This is a genomic window from Streptomyces sp. NPDC057963, assembly GCF_042887155.1.
Lineage (GTDB): Bacteria > Actinomycetota > Actinomycetes > Streptomycetales > Streptomycetaceae > Streptomyces.
On record NZ_JBHVPX010000006.1, the window covers coordinates 434,065 to 452,886 of the forward strand.

An 18,822-nucleotide genomic window follows, 5' to 3' on the forward strand; every position below is an offset into this window, starting at 1 on the left:
AACTCAGATCCCCACAGTGAAGCCGTTGGACCAGCCCTGCAATTCCTGCATCATGGTGTCCCACATACCGGTCAGCAGGAGCAGCCCGGTCGCGATCATCATGACGCCACCGATGCGCATGACCCATGCGTAGTGGCGCTTGACCCAGCCGAAGGCGCCGAGCGCCTTGCGGAACGCGACCGCCGCGAGCACGAAGGGCAGGCCGAGCCCGAAGCAGTACGCGACGGTCAGTATCGCCCCGCGTCCGGCGGTGCCCTGCTCCATCGCGAGGAAGCTCACCGAGCTGAGCGTCGGGCCGAGGCACGGGGTCCAGCCGATCCCGAAGAGGGCGCCCAGCAGCGGCGCGCCCAGCAGTCCGGTCACCGGCCTCTTGTGGATACGGAATTCACGCTGCGTCATCCACGGCATCAGACCCATGAAGAAGATCCCCATGAGGATCATCAGCACACCGAGGATCTTCGTGAGCGTCTCGCCGTGCTCCTGGAGGGTCTGGCCGAAGAAGCCGAAGAGCGCCCCGCCGGAGACGAACACGGCGGTGAAGCCGAGCACGAAGAGCGAGGCCCCCACGACCATGCGTCCCCGCCTGGCCTGCGCCAGGTCGGTGCCGCTCACGCCCGTGACGTACGAGAGGTAGCCGGGGACGAGCGGCAGCACGCACGGCGAGAAGAACGAGACGAGCCCACCGAGTACGGCGACGGGCAGGGCGACGAGCAGTGCCCCGTTCAGAACGGTCTGGTTCTCGCCCTGGAGCGCGGCAAGGGTGAGCACGGAATCACTTCTCCGCGATCAGCGGGTCGATCATCTTGTGCAGCTTGGTGGAGTCGAGCGCGGCGAGGGACCGGGCGGCGATCTTCCCGTCCCGGTCCAGGACCACGGTCGACGGAATGGACTGCGGGCGGAGCGTGCCCTTGGGGAAGCGGAGCATGAGCTTGCCGGTCGGGTCGAAGAAGCTCGGGTAGGTGACCCCGTAGTCCTTCTCGAAGCTGACGGCGGGGCCCTTCTGGGGGTCCCGGGTGTTGATCCCGACGAACTGGACGCCCTTGTCCTTCGTCTCCTTCGCCACCCTCGCGAAGTACTGGGCCTCCAGCCGGCAGGGGCCGCACCACGAGCCCCACACGTTCAGCACGACGACCTTGCCCTTGTAGTCGGCCACGTCGAGCTGCTTGCCGTCGAGTGTCTCGCCGTCGAGCTTCGGGGCGGCCTTGCGATCGCCCTTGTCGATGGTCGAGATTCCGCCACTGCCCGTGACGAAGTTCGTGTTGCCACCCCCGCCGGCCTTGTTGCCGTCCCCGCTGCACGCTGTCAGCGTGAGCGCGAGTGCGGCGGCCGCTGCGGGGGCGGCGAGCAGGGTGAAGCGGCGTCGAGATGCGCGGCTATAGCTCATGTGAAAAGTTTCGCATGGCGGTTCCGGCGATCTCGGGCACCCCCCTCGGTGCCCGTAAAGCCCGATGTCAGGACTGTTTAAAGAAGGCGTTCCAGCCGCCCTCGGGCGACTGTCCTACGCCCAGCGTACGGAGTTTGTCGAGCACGGCCGGGGTCTGGACGTCGAGCCAGTCGACGTACTGCTTGAACGAGACGAGCCGCACATCCGGCTTCCCCGCGATCTTCTTGATCGTTTCCTCGACCGCGTCCATGTAGATGCCGCCGTTCCACTCCTCGAAGTGGTTTCCGATGTAGAAGGGCGCGCGATTCGTCGTGTACGCGCGGTTGAAACCGGCGAGGTACGACCCAGTGGCCTGCTTCCGCCAGCCCGGATAACGCGAGGGCATGCCCTTGGTCGAATTCTGCGACTGGTTGGCGAGGATGTTGTAGTCCATCGAGAGGACTTCGAAGGTGTGCCCGGGGAACGGCATGCCCTGCAACGGCAGGTCCCAGACACCCTCGCGCTTCTGGGGCCACACCTGCGTACCACCGGGCGAACTGGCGTCGTAGCGCCAGCCCAGCTTGCTCGCCGTGGGCAGCAGATTGTCCTGGCCGAGCAGACAGGGGGCGCGGCCGCCGATCAGTTCCTTGCGGTAGTCGAAAGGCAGCGGATCGAGGTCGGTCCAGCCGGTGTTCGTGCGCCATTCCGTGACGAAGGAGACCGCCTGATCGATTTCGTTCCGCCACTGGGCGGAGGACCAGTTGGCGACCGATCCGGAACCGCTGCAGAAATGCCCGTTGAAGTGGGTGCCGATCTCATGGCCGTCGAGCCAGGCCTGACGGACGTTCTTCAGCGTCTCCTTGATGTGGGCGTCGGTGAGATATCCGATGTCGGAAGCGCCGATGGGGTTGTTGGGCGGCCGGTACATGGACTTCTTCGACTCGGGCAGCAGGTAGATCCCGGACAGGAAGAAGGTCATCGCCGCGTCATGATCCTTGGCGAGTTCCAGAAAGCGCGGGAAGAGTCCGTTGCCGACCTCGCCCGCCCCGTCCCAGGAGAAGATCACGAACTGCGGCGGCGTCTGCCCGGGTTCGAGCGGAACCGGCGCGGCGGGCTGGTGCGGCTGCTTCCCCGTGTCCGCGGTGGAACCGTCCCCGATCTTCCGGACGTCCTTCTTCGCGGAACCGGTCCCCCGGGTGTGGCCGTCGGCCCCCTTCTCCCCGGCCGACCCCGTGCCCGACCCCGACCCCGAGACACTGCACCCGCCCAGACCGATCGCGGCCGTAGCCCCGAGCCCGGCTCCGAGCAAACCCCTTCGGCTGATCTCGCGCATGCGTTCCCCATCTGCGGTCGTTTTGCCTCAAGTCCATACAAACTGACAAAGGCTTAGATGAGGGAATCAACACGGGGGTTCCGCGAATTAGCACATCTTTCTTCGCGTGGCCAGACCACGTACACGACCGAACATATGACCCATGATCGGGCCGGCTTCGTTCCCCGGCCCCGGTACGCCGGTCCCGCCGCGGCAGCACCGGGGCCGTACGGGCGGAAGGACCGAGCCTCTCCGGCCGCGGAGGACGGGGACAGAACGGCGACCGGACGACCGGGAAGAGCAGTGGACCGGGGGCCCGGGAGCCGGGTCCGGGTCCGGGTCCGGGGGGAGGGCGCCAGGTCCGGGGGCCGGGGCCGGGGGTCAGGGCCAGGGGCCGGGGGTCAGGGCCGGGGGCCGAATACTGAGGCCGCGTCCGCGGCCGGGGCCGGAGCCCGAGGCCGGGGCCCGGGGCGCCGCGCCCCCGTCGGCCGTCGGCCGGCTACGCGCCGAACGCCTTCGACTTCCCCTTCACCGGCTTCGCCCCGGCCCGCAGGTGCGCCGGGACCAGATCCCGCGCCGGCTCCGTGTACCCGACCGACACGATCTTGTCGCCCTGGTACGTGAAGCTGGTCAGCGACGCGAGCGTGCACTGCCGCTTGCGCGGGTCGTGCCACAGCCGCCGCCGCTCCACGAAGCTCCGCACGATCCAGATCGGCAGCTGGTGGCTGACGCACACCGCCTCGTGACCGCGCGCCGCGTCGCGCGCGGCGTCCAGGGCGCCCATCATCCGCACGACCTGCTCGATGTACGGCTCGCCCCACGACGGCCGGAACGGATTCGTCAGGTGCTTCCAGTTGTCCGGCTTGCGCAGCGCCCCGTCGCCGACTCCGAAGGTCTTGCCCTCGAAGACGTTGGCGGCCTCGATGAGCCGCTCGTCGGTGGCCAGGTCGAGACCGTGCGTCGTGGCGATCGGCGTGGCGGTCTCCTGGGCACGCTCCAGCGGGGAGGCGACGACATGGGTGACGTCGCGGTCCTTCAGGTGCTCGGCCACCCGGTCGGCCATCTGCCGGCCGAGCTCGGAGAGGTGGTAGCCGGGACGGCGCCCGTAGAGCACGCCCTCCGGGTTGTGCACCTCTCCGTGCCGCATCAGATGGACGACGGTGATGTCCTTGCGGCTTCCGTTCCCGCTCATGCGGTGGCCTCCGATGCGGCACGGGCGGCGGCGGGCAGGGCGGCGGCGATGCGCTCGACGGCCCGCGCGTCGTGGGCGGTGGAGACGAACCAGGACTCGAAGGCGGACGGCGGCAGGTAGACGCCCTGCGACAGCAGCGAGTGGAAGAAGGCGGTGAAGCGGAAAGCTTCCTGCTGCTTCGCGTCCTCGTAGTTCCGCACCGGCCGGTCGGTGAAGAAGACGGAGAACATGTTGCTCGCCGCCTGCACGGTGTGCGCCACGCCTTCCTTGGCGAGCGCCTCGCTGACCAGGCCGCGGATCTCCGCGGAGACCGCGTCCACCTTCGCGTACGCGGCGTCGTCGAGCAGCCGCAGCTGGGCGAGACCGGCGGCGGTGGCGACCGGGTTCCCGGAGAGGGTGCCCGCCTGGTAGACGGGGCCGGCCGGGGCGAGGTGCGCCATCACGTCCGCGCGCCCGCCGAAGGCCGCGGCCGGGAAGCCGCCGCCCATGACCTTGCCGAAGGTCATCAGGTCGGGCCGCACCCCGTCGACGCCGAACCAGCCGGCCTTCGAGGTACGGAAACCGGTCATGACCTCGTCGGAGATGTAGAGCGCCCCGTTGGCGGCGCAGATCTCCTTGAGCCCGGCGTTGAAGCCGTCCAGCGGCGGTACGACACCCATGTTGCCCGGCGACGCCTCGGTGATCACACAGGCGATCTCGCCGGGCTGCGCGGCGAACGCCTCCCGTACGGCGTCCAGGTCGTTGTACGGCAGCACGATCGTGTCGCCGGCCTGGGCGCCGGTGACCCCCGGGGTGTCCGGAAGGCCGAAGGTCGCGACCCCGGACCCGGCGGCGGCGAGCAGCGCGTCGACGTGGCCGTGGTAGCAGCCGGCGAACTTCACCACCTTGGCCCGGCCGGTGAACCCGCGGGCGAGACGGATGGCGGACATGGTCGCCTCGGTGCCGGACGACACCAGCCGTACCTGCTCCACGGGCTCGACCCGGGCCACGATCTCCTCGGCGAGCGCGACCTCGCCCTCACCGGGCGTACCGAACGAGGTGCCGCGGGCGACAGCCTCCTGGACTGCGGCGATGACCTCGGGGTGGGAGTGGCCGAGGATCATCGGCCCCCACGAGCACACGAGGTCGACATACTCACGGCCGTCGGCGTCGGTGAGGTAGGGACCGGTACCGGACACCATGAAGCGGGGCGTACCGCCCACGGCCCGGAAGGCACGGACGGGAGAGTTCACGCCGCCGGGCGTCACGAGGGACGCGCGGTCGAAAAGCGTCTGCGAAACTGGGGCGTCATAGGGAAAGCTCACACAAGCCATGGTGTCAGAGCCACGGACGGGCTTGCGGACAGGTGTTTCACCGCACGTCCGCGGGGGAGGTCACTGACACGATGATCGGGTTGCGCGGCGGGGGCTGTGTCTCCTTAAGTAGTAGTCGGGTGGATGAGATATGCATCGCGGTGGCGGAGTGGGCGAAGGGACCGACGACCTGGGGCCCGAGCCTGCCCGGCGGGGTCGGCACCGGCGTGAGGCGGAGCGCAGACAGGGCATGCAGGCCCGTGGTGCGCAGGGTGGCGGAGCCGGAAGCAGGAGTGGTGGCCGGGTGGGGGTGACCTACAAGTACTTCGGTGCCCCGGACGGGGCCACCGCGGCCCGGGTACCCATTTCGATGCGCCCGGAGGAACTCGGCGGCGACGAACTGGGCATGGGCGGCATGTTCACCAAGATCAAGCCGGAGACGGTGGCGGCGATGGTCCTCACCGGAATCCAGGGCATACCCCTGCACAAGGTCCCCCCGCTGGAACTGGTCGTACTGCACCCCGACTACGCGGTGGTCAGGCTTCCGATGACGGTCGTCGACCCCTTGCGCGGTGTCGGCGAGGAGTCGGTGGGCGCCGCGGCCTTCATCTGGTCCACGGTCCCGGACCGGGGCGGCCCGCGCGATGCCTTCAATGTCTACCAACTGCTGCACGAGTGGCAGGACTTCAGCCACCGTCTGCACGACGCGGGGCATCAGGCGTACTGCCTGGTGTGGCCCTGACCCGGGATTTCATGGCGAGCGGGCGGGGGTTTTCGGACCACCGCATGCTGGACCCGGGCCCAGCGGCTCTTCACCGCGTGCGGCGCCACCGTCGAACGAGCCTGGCCGACAACGGAGCCTGCCACCGGCCACCCGTCCGGCGCGATGCCCCGACAGCGGCCGGGACCGCTCACGAGCGAACCCGGCCCTGCCGGCCGCGGACCGACGGCAAGGCCGAACGCCTCGACCGCACAGCGGACACGCGTGTGGCGGTCTCGCGCTGCGGCTCGGCGCCTCCATGGCTGCGCGCGGCCGCGGAAGTTCGCCCTGCCGTGATGGGGCGTGTGGAACAGGTGCCAGCCGTGTGGCGCACGCCACTCGCGCGCCGGGGAACTCGCGGGCGGGTACGCCCGACATCTGGAGCGTAAAGCCCGCACTCTCGCCGGAGCCTCTTCATGGACCACTCGGTGACGCCCCCCGCCGGCCGGCGTTCCGTCTCCTCAGTGCCCTACGTGCTGTTCGGGGGCTTCCTGCTCCTGCTCGTGACCCTCTTCGCCGTCTCGTACGGCGTAGGCGGACTCGCCGGGCCGGTCGCTCCCGACATGCGCGGGGTCTCGCACCACGAGGACGGCCCCGGCACGGGTGACATGGGCGGCATGGGCCATGGAGACGGTCACTGATGCGCCAGGAGACCGCGCCGCAGCCGGTCGCCACGACCGATCTCGTCGTCGGCGGCATGACCTGCGCGGCCTGTGTGCGCCGGGTGGAGAAGAAGCTCGGGGCGCTGGAGGGCGTGACCGCCTCCGTCAACCTCGCCACCGGCACGGTCCGGGTCCAGTACCCGGTCCACCTCGGTACCGGGTCGCTGGTCGAGGCTGTCGAGAAGGCCGGCTACACGGCCCGCCTGCCGGAACCGCCCTCGACGGAGAGGACGCGGGAGGACGGGGACGCCGAGCCGGGCGTCCCGCGACGACTCGTCGTGACCGCGCTCCTTGCCGTCCCCGTCCTGGTGCTGTCGATGGTGCCCGCGCTCCAATTCCGGAACTGGCAGTGGCTGTGCTTCGTACTCGCCGCTCCCGTGGCCTTCTGGAGCGCGTGGCCCTTCCACCGGCGCGCACTGCGCGGACTGCGCCACGGGGCGGCCACGATGGACACGCTCGTCTCGCTCGGCGTGCTCGCCTCCTTCTGCTGGTCCGCGTACGCACTGTTCCTCGGTGGTGCGGGCCGTCCGGGGATGCGGATGCCGTTCACCCTGCTGCCGGCCGCCTCGAACGGAATCGCACACGTCTACCTGGAGGCGGCGGTCGGCGTCCCGCTCTTCGTGTTGCTCGGGCGCCACCTGGAGGCACGCGCCCGGCACGGCACCTCGGCCGCGCTGCGCGCGCTCGCCGAGCTGGGCGTGAAGGAGGTGACCGTACGGAGCGGGGCCGTCGAACGCACCGTCCCCGCCGCCCGCCTCGCGGTGGGCCAGGTCTTCCTCGTACGGCCGGGAGAGCGCGTCGCCACGGACGGCGAGGTCGTCGAGGGCACGTCCGCCGTGGACCTGTCCCTGGTAACCGGCGAGACCCAGCCGGTCGAGGTGGCAGCCGGTTCGGCCGTCACGGGGGGCGCCGTCAACGCGGGCGGGCTCCTCCTCGTACGAGCCACCGCCGTCGGCGCCGACACCCAGCTCGCCCGTATCACCGCGCTCGTCGCCGAGGCCCAGTCCGGGAAGGCGCGCGCGCAGCGGCTCGCCGACTCCGTCGCCGGGGTCTTCGTACCCGTCGTCCTCACCCTCGCCGTCACCGTCCTCGGCTTCTGGCTCGGCGCCGGCGCCGACCCGCAGCCCGCCCTCACGGCCTGCGTCGCGGTCCTCGTCGTCGCCTGCCCCTGCGCCCTCGGCCTCGCCACGCCCACCGCCCTCATGGCCGCGACCGGACGCGGCGCCCAGCTCGGCATCCTCGTCAAAGGGCCGCAGGCACTCGAATCGCTGCGCCGGATCGACACCGTCGTCCTCGACAAGACCGGCACCCTCACCTCGGGCCACCTCACCGTCACCGCCGTCACCTCGCGCGAGAACGGCATCGGCGCCGAGGAGGCCCTGCGTCTGGCCGCGACCGTCGAGACGGGCTCCGAACACCCCCTGGGCCGTGCCGTCGTGCTCCACGCCGAGCGTGTCCTCGCCGAAGGCGCCGTACGGACCGACGCGCTCGACGGCTTCGCCGCGACCCCGGGCCACGGCGTGCGCGGGCACGTGGACGGGCGGCTGGTCGAGGTCCGCGCCCCGGAGGGCGAGCTGTCCGGGGAGCTGGGCTCGGGGCTCGCCGCCGCGCTGGGCGCGGCGCACACCCCGGTCGTCGTGTACGTGGACGAACGGCCCGAGGCCGTTCTCGCGCTCGGGGACGTGGTACGCCCCGGCAGCTACCACGCGGTCGACCGTCTGCGCCGCCTCGGAGTGCGCCCCGTCCTCGCCACCGGCGACCAGGAGGAACCCGCGCGCGCCGTCGCCTCCGCACTCGGCATCCAGGAGGTACACGCCCGCTGCGCCCCCGAGCGCAAGGCGGAACTCGTCAGGGAGCTGCGGGAGAAGGGCCTCCGGGTCGCCGTCGTGGGCGACGGGGTCAACGATGCAGCGGCGCTCGCCGAGGCCGACCTCGGCATCGCGATGGGCACCGGCACCGACGTCGCCATCGGCGCCGCCGACATCACCCTCGTACGCGACGACATCGAGGCCCTCGCCGATGCCGTACGCCTCGCCCGCCACACCCTCGCCACCATCCGCGGCAACCTCCTGTGGGCCTTCGGCTACAACGTCGTGACGATTCCGCTCGCGATGGTCGGCCTGCTCAACCCGATGCTCGCCGCCGCCGCGATGTCCCTCAGCTCTGTCCTCGTCGTCCTCAGCAGCCTCCGCCTGCGCCGCTGGCAGCCCGCCGCTGCCGCCGCCGTCGCCGGGCGTCGTCGTCCTTCTCCCAGGGCTGCCTTCTGATGCCGCGCCATTCGCTGCCGACGACCACGGACACCCACCGCCTGCCGCCATGCACCGGCACACGCCGCCACGTACCGCCACGTACCGCCACGAGGGAGAACGGTGAGCATGGGTCTGCCGCCCACCCGGTTCCACGCCCCCATCGCCGCTGTCGGCGTTCCCGTCCTCGCGTGCGGTCTCGCGCTCGCGGGACTCGGCGCCTGGACGGCGGGCGGGCGCGCGGGTACCCCGCCGCACGTCGCCGTCACCAGGGCGTACGTCTTCCAGCCGCTCGGCACGACCCCGGAGACCGCCGCCTTCTTCACCCTTGCCAACGACGGCGGCTCCGCCGACCGGCTCCTCACGGTCACCTCACCGGACACTGCCGTACGCCCCGCACTGAGTCGGCACCGCATGACGCCCTCGGGCGCCGCGTACCGGCAGCCGGTGGACTCCGTCGCCGTCCCGGCCCGGGACGGGCTGACCATGGCACCGCACGGAATCGACGTGACCGTTCGGCCCCGGAAGACGTGGCGACCCGGCGAACGCGTCTCCTTCACCCTGCATTTCGCACACCGCGCCCCCGTGACCATCGAGGCGACTGTCGTCCGGCCGGGCACGGTGACGGCGTGAGAGCGCGGCCGAGGCGCGGGTAGCACCATGCGCGCCTCGGCAGGCGGCATCCTCCGCACAGGCCGGATTCCGCTGCCGGCAGGGGCTCTTCCGGCATGGGAAGCGAGTCGGACACCGCGCCATGTCCACCGGCGTCCCGCGATGGGAGGATGCATCGCCATGGAGGCGGGACCGGTCGGACGGGCGGTGAGGGCGGCGATGTTCGCCGTCGTCTCCGTCACACTCGCCGCGACCGGACACGTCCTCATGTCCGAGAGCCCCCTGCCCTTCTGGGTGCTCACCGCCGGTTTCCTGGCGCTCGCGGTCCCCGGCTGGTGGTTCGCCGCCCGGGAGCGCGGCCCCTGGCTCGTCACCGGCCTCGCCGTGGCGGCACAGTCTTTGCTGCACAGTGCGTTCGCTGCCGTGCAGACCTCTCCCGGTTCCGTCAGCGGCTCCCTCGCCACGACTTCGCCCGTCCGCCTCCTCTTCGGCAACCTCTGCTCGACGGACGGCAGGACGTACGCCTCCCGGGCGGGCACCGGCGTCCCCGCCACAAGCAGTACGGGCGGCATGGACGCGACCGGGATGGACCACTCCGCTGCCATGGGCCACATGGCCGGCATGGACCACTCCGGCACGATGGACCACATGGCCGGCATGGACCACTCCGGCACGATGGACCACATGGGCTCGATGGGGCACTCCGGCACGATGGACCACATGGGCTCGATGGGGCACCTGGGCCACGACATGGCCGGGATGTCCTCGACCGGGATGCTCGCCGCACACCTCCTCGCCGCGCTCGTCTGCGGCCTGTGGCTCGCCCAGGGCGAACGGGCTGCCTTCCAGGTCCTGCGCGCCGTCGCGGGCCGTCTGCTCGGCCCCCTTCACCCTCTCCTCACCGCGCCTCTCCCACCCCCGCGCCGCCGCCTGCGCCCCCGCCGGGGTCTCAGCGACCGGCTGCCGCAGGGGCTCCGGTGCGCCCGCGCGCTCGACCGGCGCGGGCCTCCGGCGGTGCTCGCCGCGTTCTGACTGCGCGGCAGGCATTCCGGAGGACGTACTTCCATGGCCCGCGGCCCGTCGGCGACCGGCCGCCGGCCGTCGTGCCCGCGCGAAGCGGGCGTCCTCCGGCACACCCGGCCCCGAAGGGTGCGGGTGCCCCCATTCACCGGAGACCCCGGGACCGTTCCCGCGACCCGCGACCCGCGACGTGCGACGTGCCCGAACCGTGTACGGCGTCCGCACGCGCGCCAAGACCGGATGCCCGGGCGCCGGACAGATCCGTGAAGGACACACCTGGCGATGAACACCAAGCTGCCCGCCCGCCGCGGGCCACAACGCACCTCCGCCCCCGGAGACTGGACCCAGGAGGACACCGACTCCACCGGCTGGGCGCTCGCCGCCCGCGCCGGGGACGCGGAAGCGGCCGACGCTTTCGTACGGGCGCTGCACCGCGACGTCGTGCGCTACGTCGCGCACCTCTCCGCCGATCCGCAGAGGGCCGAGGACCTGGCGCAGGACACGTTCCTGCGAGCCCTGCGAAGCCTGCACCGTTTCGAGGGCCGTTCCTCGGCCCGTACCTGGCTGCTCGCCATCGCGCGCCGCGCCGTCGTCGACGACTTCCGCAGGGCTGCCGCGCGCCCCCTGCTCGCCGACACGGACAACTGGCGCGTGACCGTCGAACACACACAGCCGCTCGCCCTGCCCGGCTTCGAGGAGGGGGTGGCGCTGGAGGAACTCCTCGCCGCTCTCCCCCACGACCGTCGGCAGGCGTTCGTGCTCACCCAGGTCCTCGGGCTCTCCTACGCCGAGGCCGCCCGCGCGGCGGGCTGCCCGGTGGGAACGGTGCGCTCGCGAGTAGCTCGCGCCCGGACCGCGCTGACCGCGCAACTGACCGCGGCCGAGGATCCGAGCGGGGCGGGCCTCGCGTCGGCCGCCTAGGGTCTTTCGTTTGGATCAGGCCGACGGGGCCGGGGCCGTTCCCTCGCGGGGACGGCCCCGGTCGTCGGCGTGCGTGGACGCACGCCCCTCGGTAGTCGGTGGCAAACGCACGGGAGTTCCCCGGTCACGCGGAGGGAGAACACCGCTCCGCACGCCGCACGACATGGGTATGTGCGGATGTCCGACGCCCCGGCGCCACGGCTTCGTGCGGCGGCGCGGCTTCGTGCGGCGCCACGGCTTCGTGCGGCGCCACGGCTTCGTGCGGCGGCGGCGCGGCATCCTCGGCGGGCCGCCACCGCACGGGACGGGTCAGGCGGCGGCGGGCGCGGCCTGGGCGGTGACCTGGCGGACGACCTCGGTGATCGCGGTGACGACCTCGGCGTCGTCGGCGGGGTGGGTCTCGGCGAAGCGCGTCACGGAGCCGGGGATGGACAGCTTGACGTCCTCCAGGACCACACCGCCCGCGATCCCGGCGGACTTGCGGGCATCGTCCTGCGCCCAGACGCCGCCGTACTGGCCGAAGGCGGTGCCGACCACGGCGACCGGCTTGCCGGAGATGGCACCGGCGCCGAACGGGCGGGACAGCCAGTCGATGGCGTTCTTCAGGACGGCCGGCATGGTGCCGTTGTACTCGGGCGAGAACAGCAGGAACGCGTCGGCGCGGCCGGCCACCTCGCGCAGCTGGGCGGCGGCGGCCGGGACGCCTGCCTCGACGTCGGTGTCCTCGTTGTAGAAGGGCACGTCGGCCAGGCCCTCGTACAGCTCGATGTCGACGCCCTCGGGGGCGTGCTTGGCGGCGGCTTCGGCGAGCTGGCGGTTGTGCGAGCCGGCGCGGAGGCTGCCGACGAGCGCGAGGATGCGTACAGACATGGGGAACTCCCGGAAGGCGGATGCTTCGGATACTGCGGAAAGAAACAAGCGGACCGTGGTCCGTTGAAATTTGTACCACCTAACCGGACCGGGGTCCACTTTTCCTGTTCAGGCGCTACGCTGAGCCCATGACCGGTCCCGTTGTTCCGCCGCTCAGGCCCTCCGACCCCGGCGAGGCGCGGACGAATCTCCCGCTCGCCCCGACCGGTGGGCCGCCGCAGCTACGGGCGGACGCCGCGCGCAACCGCACGCGGCTGCTGGACGCGGCTTCCCGGCTCATGGCCGAGTGCGGAGCGGCGAACCTGACCATGGAGTCGGTGGCCGCCGCCGCGGGGGTGGGCAAGGGCACCGTGTTCCGGCGCTTCGGCGACCGGGCCGGGCTTCTGATCGCGCTCCTGGACCATCGGGAGGAGCGGTTCCAGGCCGCCTTCCTCTCGGGCCCGCCGCCCCTGGGCCCCGACGCCGCGGCAACGGAGCGGCTGCATGCCTTCGGGCCCGCCGTCCTGCGCCACGAGCGCGATCACCACCCCCTGATCCTGGCCGGCCGGACCGACCCGCTGCGCAGTTACGCCGTCCCCGCGAGCCGTCTGCGGCTCAGCCACATCACGATGCTGCTGCGCGGGGCACAGGTGTCCGGCGACCCCGAACTGCTCGCGCACACCCTGCTCGCGTCCGTGGACACCGCTCTCGTCCACCACCTCACCGAGGAGCGCGGCATACCGCTGGAGCGCCTGGAGGAAGGCTGGCACCACCTGGTCACACGGCTCGTGGCGGCCCCGTAGCCGGCTCCTGAGCACTCGCGGGACGGCCGGGCGGGACGGGGCCGGGCGGGACGGGGCCGGGCGGGACGGGGCCGGGCGGGACGGGGCCGGGCGGAGTGTGAGCGGACGGGGCGGGGCCGACGGGGGCGGGCGGCGGGGAGGGGTGCCGGGTCGGGGGCAGGTCGAGCCATCGGGCCGTACCGGGGGCGATCACATGGGTGTGGCCTCCCAGGACGACCCGGACGGCCGGGTGGCGCGAGTCCGGCACGGCGATCCGGAGCCGCCCGGCTCGGAAGCGCAGGTCCACGTCCCAGTGCCGGCGGAACCGGATCCGCACCCCGAACTTCGAGAGCTGCGGCAGCGTGGCCGGTGCGAGCCACAGTGCGTCGTCGCGGGTCTCCAGTCCCGTCATCCCGCGCTGCACGAAGTCCAGGGTGCCCGCCATCGCCCCCAGGTGGATGCCTTCCTCGGTGGTGCCGCCCTGGATGTCGGCCACGTCCCCGATCAGCGCCTCCTCGCAGAACTTCCACGCCTCCTCGCGGCGCACCCGGGCCAGCACCCAGGTGTGGACCAGGGAACTGAGCGTGGAGCCGTGGCTCGTACGCGCGAGGTAGTAGTCGACGGTGGCGTGCCAGAGGTCGTCGTCCAGCGGTTGCCCGAGCCGCCGGAAGAGGCCCGCGAGTTCTTCCGGTGAGAAGAGGTAACCGAGCATCAGGACATCGGCCTGCTTGGACGCCTGGTAGCGGTTGACGGTGTCACCTTCCGCCTCCAGGATCCGGTCCAGCCGCCGGATGTCCCCGTACCGCTTCCGGTAGCCGTCCCAGTCGAGCTCGTCCAGTTCCCCGTAACCGGCGAACTGGCTGATGACGCCCCGGTGGTACGGCACATGCAGCCGACGGGAGATGTCGTCCCAGCGTTCCGGTTCGGCGGGGTCGAGGCGCAGCCGGTCGAGCAGCCGGTGACGCCGCGTCTCGGGCAGTGCCCGGTACAGCTCCGTCGAACGTGACAGAACCCAGGACGCTGTCACGTTCGTGTACGTGTTGTCGTCGAGGCCCGCCGCCCCGGTTCCCGGAAAGGCGTCGTGGTACTCGTCCGGTCCGACGACACCGCGGATGCGGTAGCGGGCCAGGGACTCGTCCCATTCGGCGCTGTCCGCCCAGAACCTGGCGATCTGAAGCAGCATTTCCGCACCCCTGGAGTACAGGTACTCCATGTCCCCGGTGGCCTGGCAGTACTGCCAGACGTTGTACGCGACGGCCGAGCCGACATGGTGCTGCAACCGGGAGCGGTCGGGCAGCCAGCGCCCCGAGTGCGGGTTGAGATGGAGCTCCTGGGTCTCCTCGCGCCCGCCGGCCGCGCTCTGCCAGGGGTACATGGCCCCCGCCCGCCCTGCCTCGCGCGCCGCCCGGCAGGCCGCGGGCAGCCGGCGGTAGCGGTAATCGAGAAGCCCTCGGGAGACCTCCGGGAGATGCAGGTTCAGGAACGGCAGCACGAACAGCTCGTCCCAGAAGACATGGCCCCGGTACGCCTCGCCGTGCAGCCCTCTCGCCGGTACGCCGACATCGAGTTCGGCGGTGTGCGGGGAGAGCGTCTGCAGGACGTGGAAGAGGTGCAGCCGCAGCACGCGGCCCGCTTCGCCCGGGACGTCCATCCGTACCTGCCGCCACAGGTCGGCCCAGGCCCGCCGGTGCGAGGACAGCAGCTGTGAGAAGTCCGGGGCCCCTCGCACCGCGTCCACAGCGGCCCGCAGAGGGTTGCCGATCGCGGGGTCGCGCGTGGTGTGGAGGGCCACCGTCTTGTCGACGGCGACGGCAGCGGTGGCATCGGAGTCCGAACTCAGCGGCAGCACCAGCCGTTGGAAGACCGCCTTCTCCGTCTGCCGGGGGGAAGGGTGGAGATCGGGGGCAAAGTCGGATCCCGGGCCGGAGTGGGAGACGGGGCCGGCGTCGGAGACGGGCTCGGCGTCGGGGGCGGGGCCGGAGTGGGGCCGTTGTTCTCCCTCTTGCCGTTCCCCTTCTCGCCGTTCTCCCCCTTCACCGCCGTACACCGCCAGCGTGCGGGCCGCCAGCGCGATGCCGATGTCCGACTCCACCGTGCGGCATCTCAGCGACACCACGCCGTCGTCCGCCGCGCCGGTCACCCAGCCGGTGAGGTGCCGGTTCGACAGCTCCTGGTACCGCGCGACGCCGGAGTTGCGGACATCGCCGTCGATCCCCGCCTCCACCTCGATCACGCCGGTCCACCCCTCCGCCCGGAACACCGTGTGCAGGGCGGCGAGATGCGGATCGCCCATGTGCACCAGCCGGCACTGCTCCACATGCAGCCGCCGCCCGGCCTCGTCCTCGTAGACGGACCGCCGGGTCAGCGTGCCGCCGCTCAGGTCGAGTGACTGGCCGTGTTCCACGAGGTGTTCGTGGTCCGGGGTGAGCCACGGTCCCGGGGCGGTGCCGGCCGGGTGGATGCGGTAGTGCAGCGGCAGCCAGTTCGGGAGGTTGACCAGGTCCTCGTTCTCCACCCGGTGGCCCCGGACCGTGGAGGTCAGCCGGTTGTAGCAGCCGGCCACGTAGGTGCCGGGGTAGTGCGGCCGGTCCTCGGGCGTCAGGGGCGTGTCGGACGCCACAGGTGTCTCGGATGCGGCTCCGCGGGTGGCGAAGTACCCGTTGCCGAGCGTGCACAGCGCCTCCCGCAGCCGTTCCTCCCGCGGGTCGTATCCTTCGTACGACCAGGTCCAGGCCCGCGCCATCAGTCGTCACCGGCCGTCAGCAGATCCCCCGGATCGGACACCACGAGGTCGGCGCCGCGGCGGCGCAACTCGGCGGCGCCGGCGGGGCTGCCCGTACGGTCCACGCCGACCACGAGTCCGAAACCGCCCCGCCGCCCGGCCTCGACCCCGGCCGGCGCGTCCTCCACCACGGCGGTCTCCGGGACCGGGACCCGTAGACGTTGTGCCGCTTCGACGAAGAGCGCGGGGTCCGGCTTCCCCGGCAGTCGCAGCCGACGCACCTCGTTCCCGTCGATCACGGCGTCGAACCGGTCGATGAGGCCGACCCGCGACAGCAGTTCCGTCGCGTGCCGGGACGCGGACACCGCGGCGCAGGGCGTCCGCTCGCCGCGCAGCACGTCGAGGAGGCGGACGGTGCCTGGCCAGACGTCGATCGGCTCGGTCCGCAGACTGCGGGTGAACAACTCGTCCTTGCGGGCCGCGACCGCGCACACGGTCGCGGTTCCGGGTGGGTCGTCGGGGCCGCCTTCGGGAAGGTCCAGCCCCCTCGACGCCAGGAACGCCGCCGCGCCGTCCCGCCGGGAACGGCCGTCGACGTGGCGCAGGTAGTCGTCGACGGGGTCGAAGGGCCGCTGCCCCTCCACGCCCGACAGACAGGCGTCGAACGCCTTCTTCCAGGCGGCGGAATGGCGCCGGGCGGAGTCGATGATCACTCCGTCCGTATCGAAGACCACGGCCCGCACCGAGCGCAGGCACGGTGCCAGGGACGACGCGGCTGCCATGACCGGGGGTCCCTCCGTCAGGGGCTCTTCGTCGGGGGCTCTTCGTCGGGGCCCTTCTTCATGGCACCACGGTTCCGGCGCACGGGCGCGGCGTGGGCTCCCGTCCACCGTCCGCCCGTCCGGAGCCCGGCGTCCGCCTGCACGAAGCCCGGCATCCGTTCGCCCGAAACCCCTCGTCCGCCCGTCCGGAGCCCGCGTCCGCCCGCCCGGAGACCGCGTCCGCCCCTCCTGATCCGGGGGAGGGCCGAACGGCCCATCCCACCGGGACGAGATCTGTTCCATGCTGGAGGGACATCGACCGTTCCCGACCTCCCGGGAGTTCCGATGCTCAGCCAGCCACTCGACGACACGACGCTGACCGGTCTCGTCGCCGACGCCACCGCCGCCCCGTCCATGCACAACGCCCAGCCCTGGCAGTTCCGCTACACCCGGGCCGGCCGGACCCTCACTCTTCTGGCGGATCTCGACCGCGTGATGCCGGAGGCCGACCCCGCCGCCCGTGCGCTGCACATCGGCTGTGGCGCGGCCCTGCTGAATCTGCGGGTGTCCGCCGCCCACCGGGGCCTGGAGGCGGTCACCGCGCTGCTGCCCGAGCCGTCGGACTCGGCCGTGCTCGCCACCGTACGGCTCGGCAGCCGCCCCGACGCCCCACGAGAGCCCGCGGACGAGGCGCTCGCCGCTCTCCATCCCGCGATACGGGAACGGCACACCAGCCGTTACCCGTTCGACGAGCAGGCGGTCCCCGAGGACGTCCGCGCGCACCTCACCGACGCGGCCCGCGCCGAGGGCGCGGATTTCACGTTCCTGGCCTCGCCGCATCTGGAGACCGTGCTCGAACTGATCCGGGACGCCGAGGGATACGACCGCGGGGACCCGGCGCGGGTGGCGGAAGAGCACCGGTGGACCCGGGACACGAAGACCGAGGCGCCCGTCGACGGCATACCGGACTACGCCTTCGGCCCCCGGGACGCCTCCGAAGGAGCGACCACCCGCGACTTCGCCGGAACCGGCGTGTTCCCGGGCCGGCCACGCGTCCCGTTCGAGAAGCGTCCGCAGCTGGCCCTGCTGACCACCCCGGGCGATCGGGCCGTGGACTGGCTGCGCGCCGGTCAGGCACTGGAACGCGTCCTGCTCGCCGCCACGCTCCACCAGGTGTCCACCTCGTTCGCGACCCAGCCCGTCGAGTGGCCGGACCTGCGCTGGCTGCTGCGCGACCCGGTCTCCGGCACGGGACACACGCAGATGATCGTGCGCCTGGGGTACGGGCCCACAGGACCACGTACGCCACGCCGTCCCCTGGCCCAGGTGCTGACCATCGAACCGTAGGAACACCCGTACGGAAGGCGGTGGGAGCGATGCGGCTCCCCGTAGTCGTCGGAGTGGACGGATCGGAGGGCAGTCTGCGCGCCCTGGACTGGGCGGCGGCGGAAGCGGCGCGCTCGGGGCACCCCCTGCGCGTCGTCCACGCGTCGCTGTGGGAACACTACGAAGGCATGCGCCCCGCCTCCGACACCGAGCGTCCCAGCGAACAGGTCCTCGCCGAGCATCTCGTCGCCGGCGCCCGGGAACGCGCGCTGCGGCTCGGCCCCGAGGTGGCCGTGGCGGCGTCCGTGGAACCCGAGGACCCCGTGGCCGCACTCGTCAGGGAGAGCCACGAGGCAGCCTTGGTCGTCCTCGGCTCCCGCGGCCGGGGCCGGATCGCCGGGATGCTCCTGGGGTCCGTCAGCCTCGCGCTGGCCGGCCGGTCCCACTGCCCGGTCGTGGTGATCCCGGCGCGGACGCCGGACACCCCGCCACGGCCCGGCCGTGTCGTCGTCGGGATCAGCGACGCCGCGGAACCGTCGGCGGCCCTCGTCTTCGCACTCGCCCAGGCCGCATCGCGCCACGGCGAGCTGGTCGCCGTACGGGCCTGGCGCAGCCCCGCCCACCAGGCCCGGCCCCATCCGCTCATCTCGGGATCCCCGGCTTCCGCACACCACCAGCAGGCCGAGGAGCACCTCGAAGAGGTGCTGACGAAGCTGGACCGGACCGGTGCCCCCGACATCACGGTCCACAGGTCGGTGGTGCAGGGGCCGGTGCACCATGAACTGATCGAAGCCGCCGAGGGCGCGGAACTGCTGGTCGTCGGCGCGCGCCGGCCCAGCGGATGGCACGGGAGCCACCTGGGCCCGGTGAACCACGCGATGCTGCACTACGCGCCCTGCCCGGTCGCGGTCGTCCCCGATGCCTACCGGCGTCCCGAACCCGGGGCGGACTGAACCCGGGGCGGACCGAGCCCGGGACGGACCGAACCCGGGGCGGACCGCG

General features: G+C 72.2%; 17 protein-coding genes. 9 read left to right on the top strand and 8 right to left on the bottom strand.

Going from position 1 to position 18,822, the window contains the following annotated elements; all coding sequences use genetic code 11:
• Positions 1-3 precede the first annotated feature (3 nt).
• The 5 genes from ACFVT1_RS17455 to hemL all read right to left on the bottom strand — a co-directional run bounded on the left by ACFVT1_RS17455 (position 4) and on the right by hemL (position 5,180).
• On the bottom strand, positions 4-768 hold the full coding sequence (locus ACFVT1_RS17455; protein WP_389796021.1) for a cytochrome c biogenesis CcdA family protein: 765 nt from the start codon (positions 766-768) through the stop codon (positions 4-6).
• 4 nt (positions 769-772) lie between these two features.
• The gene (locus ACFVT1_RS17460) at positions 773-1,384 is read right to left on the bottom strand and encodes a TlpA family protein disulfide reductase (protein ID WP_389796024.1); all 612 of its coding nucleotides are present in this window, start codon (positions 1,382-1,384) and stop codon (positions 773-775) included.
• Between the two features lie 67 nt (positions 1,385-1,451).
• Entirely contained in the window at positions 1,452-2,696 is a 1,245-nt protein-coding gene (locus ACFVT1_RS17465; protein WP_389796025.1) for a hypothetical protein, read from the bottom strand.
• 478 nt (positions 2,697-3,174) lie between these two features.
• On the bottom strand, positions 3,175-3,867 hold the full coding sequence (locus ACFVT1_RS17470) for a histidine phosphatase family protein (RefSeq protein WP_389796026.1): 693 nt from the start codon (positions 3,865-3,867) through the stop codon (positions 3,175-3,177).
• Complete coding sequence (gene hemL, locus ACFVT1_RS17475; protein ID WP_389796028.1) at positions 3,864-5,180, bottom strand: glutamate-1-semialdehyde 2,1-aminomutase; 1,317 nt, start codon at positions 5,178-5,180, stop codon at positions 3,864-3,866. The genes ACFVT1_RS17470 and hemL overlap by 4 nt, the downstream gene beginning before the upstream one ends.
• A 130-nt stretch (positions 5,181-5,310) precedes the next feature.
• On the opposite strand from hemL, the gene ACFVT1_RS17480 reads away from it, so the two are divergent.
• The 6 genes from ACFVT1_RS17480 to ACFVT1_RS17505 all read left to right on the top strand — a co-directional run bounded on the left by ACFVT1_RS17480 (position 5,311) and on the right by ACFVT1_RS17505 (position 11,380).
• Complete coding sequence (locus tag ACFVT1_RS17480) at positions 5,311-5,901, top strand: hypothetical protein (protein ID WP_389796030.1); 591 nt, start codon at positions 5,311-5,313, stop codon at positions 5,899-5,901.
• 434 nt (positions 5,902-6,335) lie between these two features.
• Positions 6,336-6,560, top strand: a complete 225-nt coding sequence (locus ACFVT1_RS17485; protein WP_389796032.1) for a hypothetical protein — start codon at positions 6,336-6,338, stop codon at positions 6,558-6,560.
• The gene (locus ACFVT1_RS17490) at positions 6,560-8,848 is read left to right on the top strand and encodes a heavy metal translocating P-type ATPase (RefSeq protein WP_389796035.1); all 2,289 of its coding nucleotides are present in this window, start codon (positions 6,560-6,562) and stop codon (positions 8,846-8,848) included. Before ACFVT1_RS17485 ends, ACFVT1_RS17490 begins: the two co-directional genes overlap by 1 nt.
• A gap of 108 nt (positions 8,849-8,956) precedes the next feature.
• Complete coding sequence (locus tag ACFVT1_RS17495) at positions 8,957-9,460, top strand: copper chaperone PCu(A)C (RefSeq protein WP_389796037.1); 504 nt, start codon at positions 8,957-8,959, stop codon at positions 9,458-9,460.
• Between the two features lie 159 nt (positions 9,461-9,619).
• Positions 9,620-10,471, top strand: a complete 852-nt coding sequence (locus tag ACFVT1_RS17500) for a hypothetical protein (protein ID WP_389796040.1) — start codon at positions 9,620-9,622, stop codon at positions 10,469-10,471.
• A gap of 270 nt (positions 10,472-10,741) precedes the next feature.
• On the top strand, positions 10,742-11,380 hold the full coding sequence (locus tag ACFVT1_RS17505) for a sigma-70 family RNA polymerase sigma factor (RefSeq protein WP_389796042.1): 639 nt from the start codon (positions 10,742-10,744) through the stop codon (positions 11,378-11,380).
• 309 nt (positions 11,381-11,689) lie between these two features.
• Here the strand turns inward: ACFVT1_RS17505 and ACFVT1_RS17510 are convergent, their stop codons facing one another.
• The gene (locus ACFVT1_RS17510) at positions 11,690-12,250 is read right to left on the bottom strand and encodes an NADPH-dependent FMN reductase (protein WP_389796044.1); all 561 of its coding nucleotides are present in this window, start codon (positions 12,248-12,250) and stop codon (positions 11,690-11,692) included.
• Positions 12,251-12,378: 128 nt separating this feature from the next.
• On the opposite strand from ACFVT1_RS17510, the gene ACFVT1_RS17515 reads away from it, so the two are divergent.
• On the top strand, positions 12,379-13,032 hold the full coding sequence (locus ACFVT1_RS17515; RefSeq protein WP_389796046.1) for a TetR/AcrR family transcriptional regulator: 654 nt from the start codon (positions 12,379-12,381) through the stop codon (positions 13,030-13,032).
• Here the strand turns inward: ACFVT1_RS17515 and ACFVT1_RS17520 are convergent.
• Positions 13,007-15,754, bottom strand: a complete 2,748-nt coding sequence (locus tag ACFVT1_RS17520) for a glycoside hydrolase family 65 protein (RefSeq protein WP_389796047.1) — start codon at positions 15,752-15,754, stop codon at positions 13,007-13,009. The two genes, ACFVT1_RS17515 and ACFVT1_RS17520, sit on opposite strands and share 26 nt — an antisense overlap.
• A complete protein-coding gene (locus ACFVT1_RS17525; RefSeq protein ID WP_389796049.1) occupies positions 15,754-16,515 on the bottom strand; it encodes an HAD family hydrolase in 762 nt (253 codons plus the stop codon). Before ACFVT1_RS17525 ends, ACFVT1_RS17520 begins: the two co-directional genes overlap by 1 nt.
• Before the next feature lie 324 nt (positions 16,516-16,839).
• Between ACFVT1_RS17525 and ACFVT1_RS17530 the strand changes: the two genes are divergently transcribed.
• On the top strand, positions 16,840-17,841 hold the full coding sequence (locus ACFVT1_RS17530) for an Acg family FMN-binding oxidoreductase (protein WP_389796051.1): 1,002 nt from the start codon (positions 16,840-16,842) through the stop codon (positions 17,839-17,841).
• A gap of 29 nt (positions 17,842-17,870) precedes the next feature.
• The gene (locus tag ACFVT1_RS17535) at positions 17,871-18,773 is read left to right on the top strand and encodes a universal stress protein (RefSeq protein ID WP_389796053.1); all 903 of its coding nucleotides are present in this window, start codon (positions 17,871-17,873) and stop codon (positions 18,771-18,773) included.
• The last annotated feature ends 49 nt before the right edge of the window (positions 18,774-18,822 follow it).

What these genes read in the sequence shown, in the direction of transcription:
- ACFVT1_RS17460 (WP_389796024.1), bottom strand. Translation starts at nt 1,384, where the DNA reads ATGAGCTATAGCCGCGCATCTCGACGCCGCTTCACCCTGCTCGCCGCC.
- ACFVT1_RS17465 (WP_389796025.1), bottom strand. Translation starts at nt 2,696, where the DNA reads ATGCGCGAGATCAGCCGAAGGGGTTTGCTCGGAGCCGGGCTCGGGGCT.
- ACFVT1_RS17470 (WP_389796026.1), bottom strand. Translation starts at nt 3,867, where the DNA reads ATGAGCGGGAACGGAAGCCGCAAGGACATCACCGTCGTCCATCTGATG.
- hemL (WP_389796028.1), bottom strand. Translation starts at nt 5,180, where the DNA reads ATGGCTTGTGTGAGCTTTCCCTATGACGCCCCAGTTTCGCAGACGCTT.
- ACFVT1_RS17480 (WP_389796030.1), top strand. Translation starts at nt 5,311, where the DNA reads ATGCATCGCGGTGGCGGAGTGGGCGAAGGGACCGACGACCTGGGGCCC.
- ACFVT1_RS17485 (WP_389796032.1), top strand. Translation starts at nt 6,336, where the DNA reads ATGGACCACTCGGTGACGCCCCCCGCCGGCCGGCGTTCCGTCTCCTCA.
- ACFVT1_RS17490 (WP_389796035.1), top strand. Translation starts at nt 6,560, where the DNA reads ATGCGCCAGGAGACCGCGCCGCAGCCGGTCGCCACGACCGATCTCGTC.
- ACFVT1_RS17495 (WP_389796037.1), top strand. Translation starts at nt 8,957, where the DNA reads ATGGGTCTGCCGCCCACCCGGTTCCACGCCCCCATCGCCGCTGTCGGC.
- ACFVT1_RS17500 (WP_389796040.1), top strand. Translation starts at nt 9,620, where the DNA reads ATGGAGGCGGGACCGGTCGGACGGGCGGTGAGGGCGGCGATGTTCGCC.
- ACFVT1_RS17505 (WP_389796042.1), top strand. Translation starts at nt 10,742, where the DNA reads ATGAACACCAAGCTGCCCGCCCGCCGCGGGCCACAACGCACCTCCGCC.
- ACFVT1_RS17510 (WP_389796044.1), bottom strand. Translation starts at nt 12,250, where the DNA reads ATGTCTGTACGCATCCTCGCGCTCGTCGGCAGCCTCCGCGCCGGCTCG.
- ACFVT1_RS17515 (WP_389796046.1), top strand. Translation starts at nt 12,379, where the DNA reads ATGACCGGTCCCGTTGTTCCGCCGCTCAGGCCCTCCGACCCCGGCGAG.
- ACFVT1_RS17520 (WP_389796047.1), bottom strand. Translation starts at nt 15,754, where the DNA reads ATGGCGCGGGCCTGGACCTGGTCGTACGAAGGATACGACCCGCGGGAG.
- ACFVT1_RS17525 (WP_389796049.1), bottom strand. Translation starts at nt 16,515, where the DNA reads ATGGCAGCCGCGTCGTCCCTGGCACCGTGCCTGCGCTCGGTGCGGGCC.
- ACFVT1_RS17530 (WP_389796051.1), top strand. Translation starts at nt 16,840, where the DNA reads ATGCTCAGCCAGCCACTCGACGACACGACGCTGACCGGTCTCGTCGCC.
- ACFVT1_RS17535 (WP_389796053.1), top strand. Translation starts at nt 17,871, where the DNA reads ATGCGGCTCCCCGTAGTCGTCGGAGTGGACGGATCGGAGGGCAGTCTG.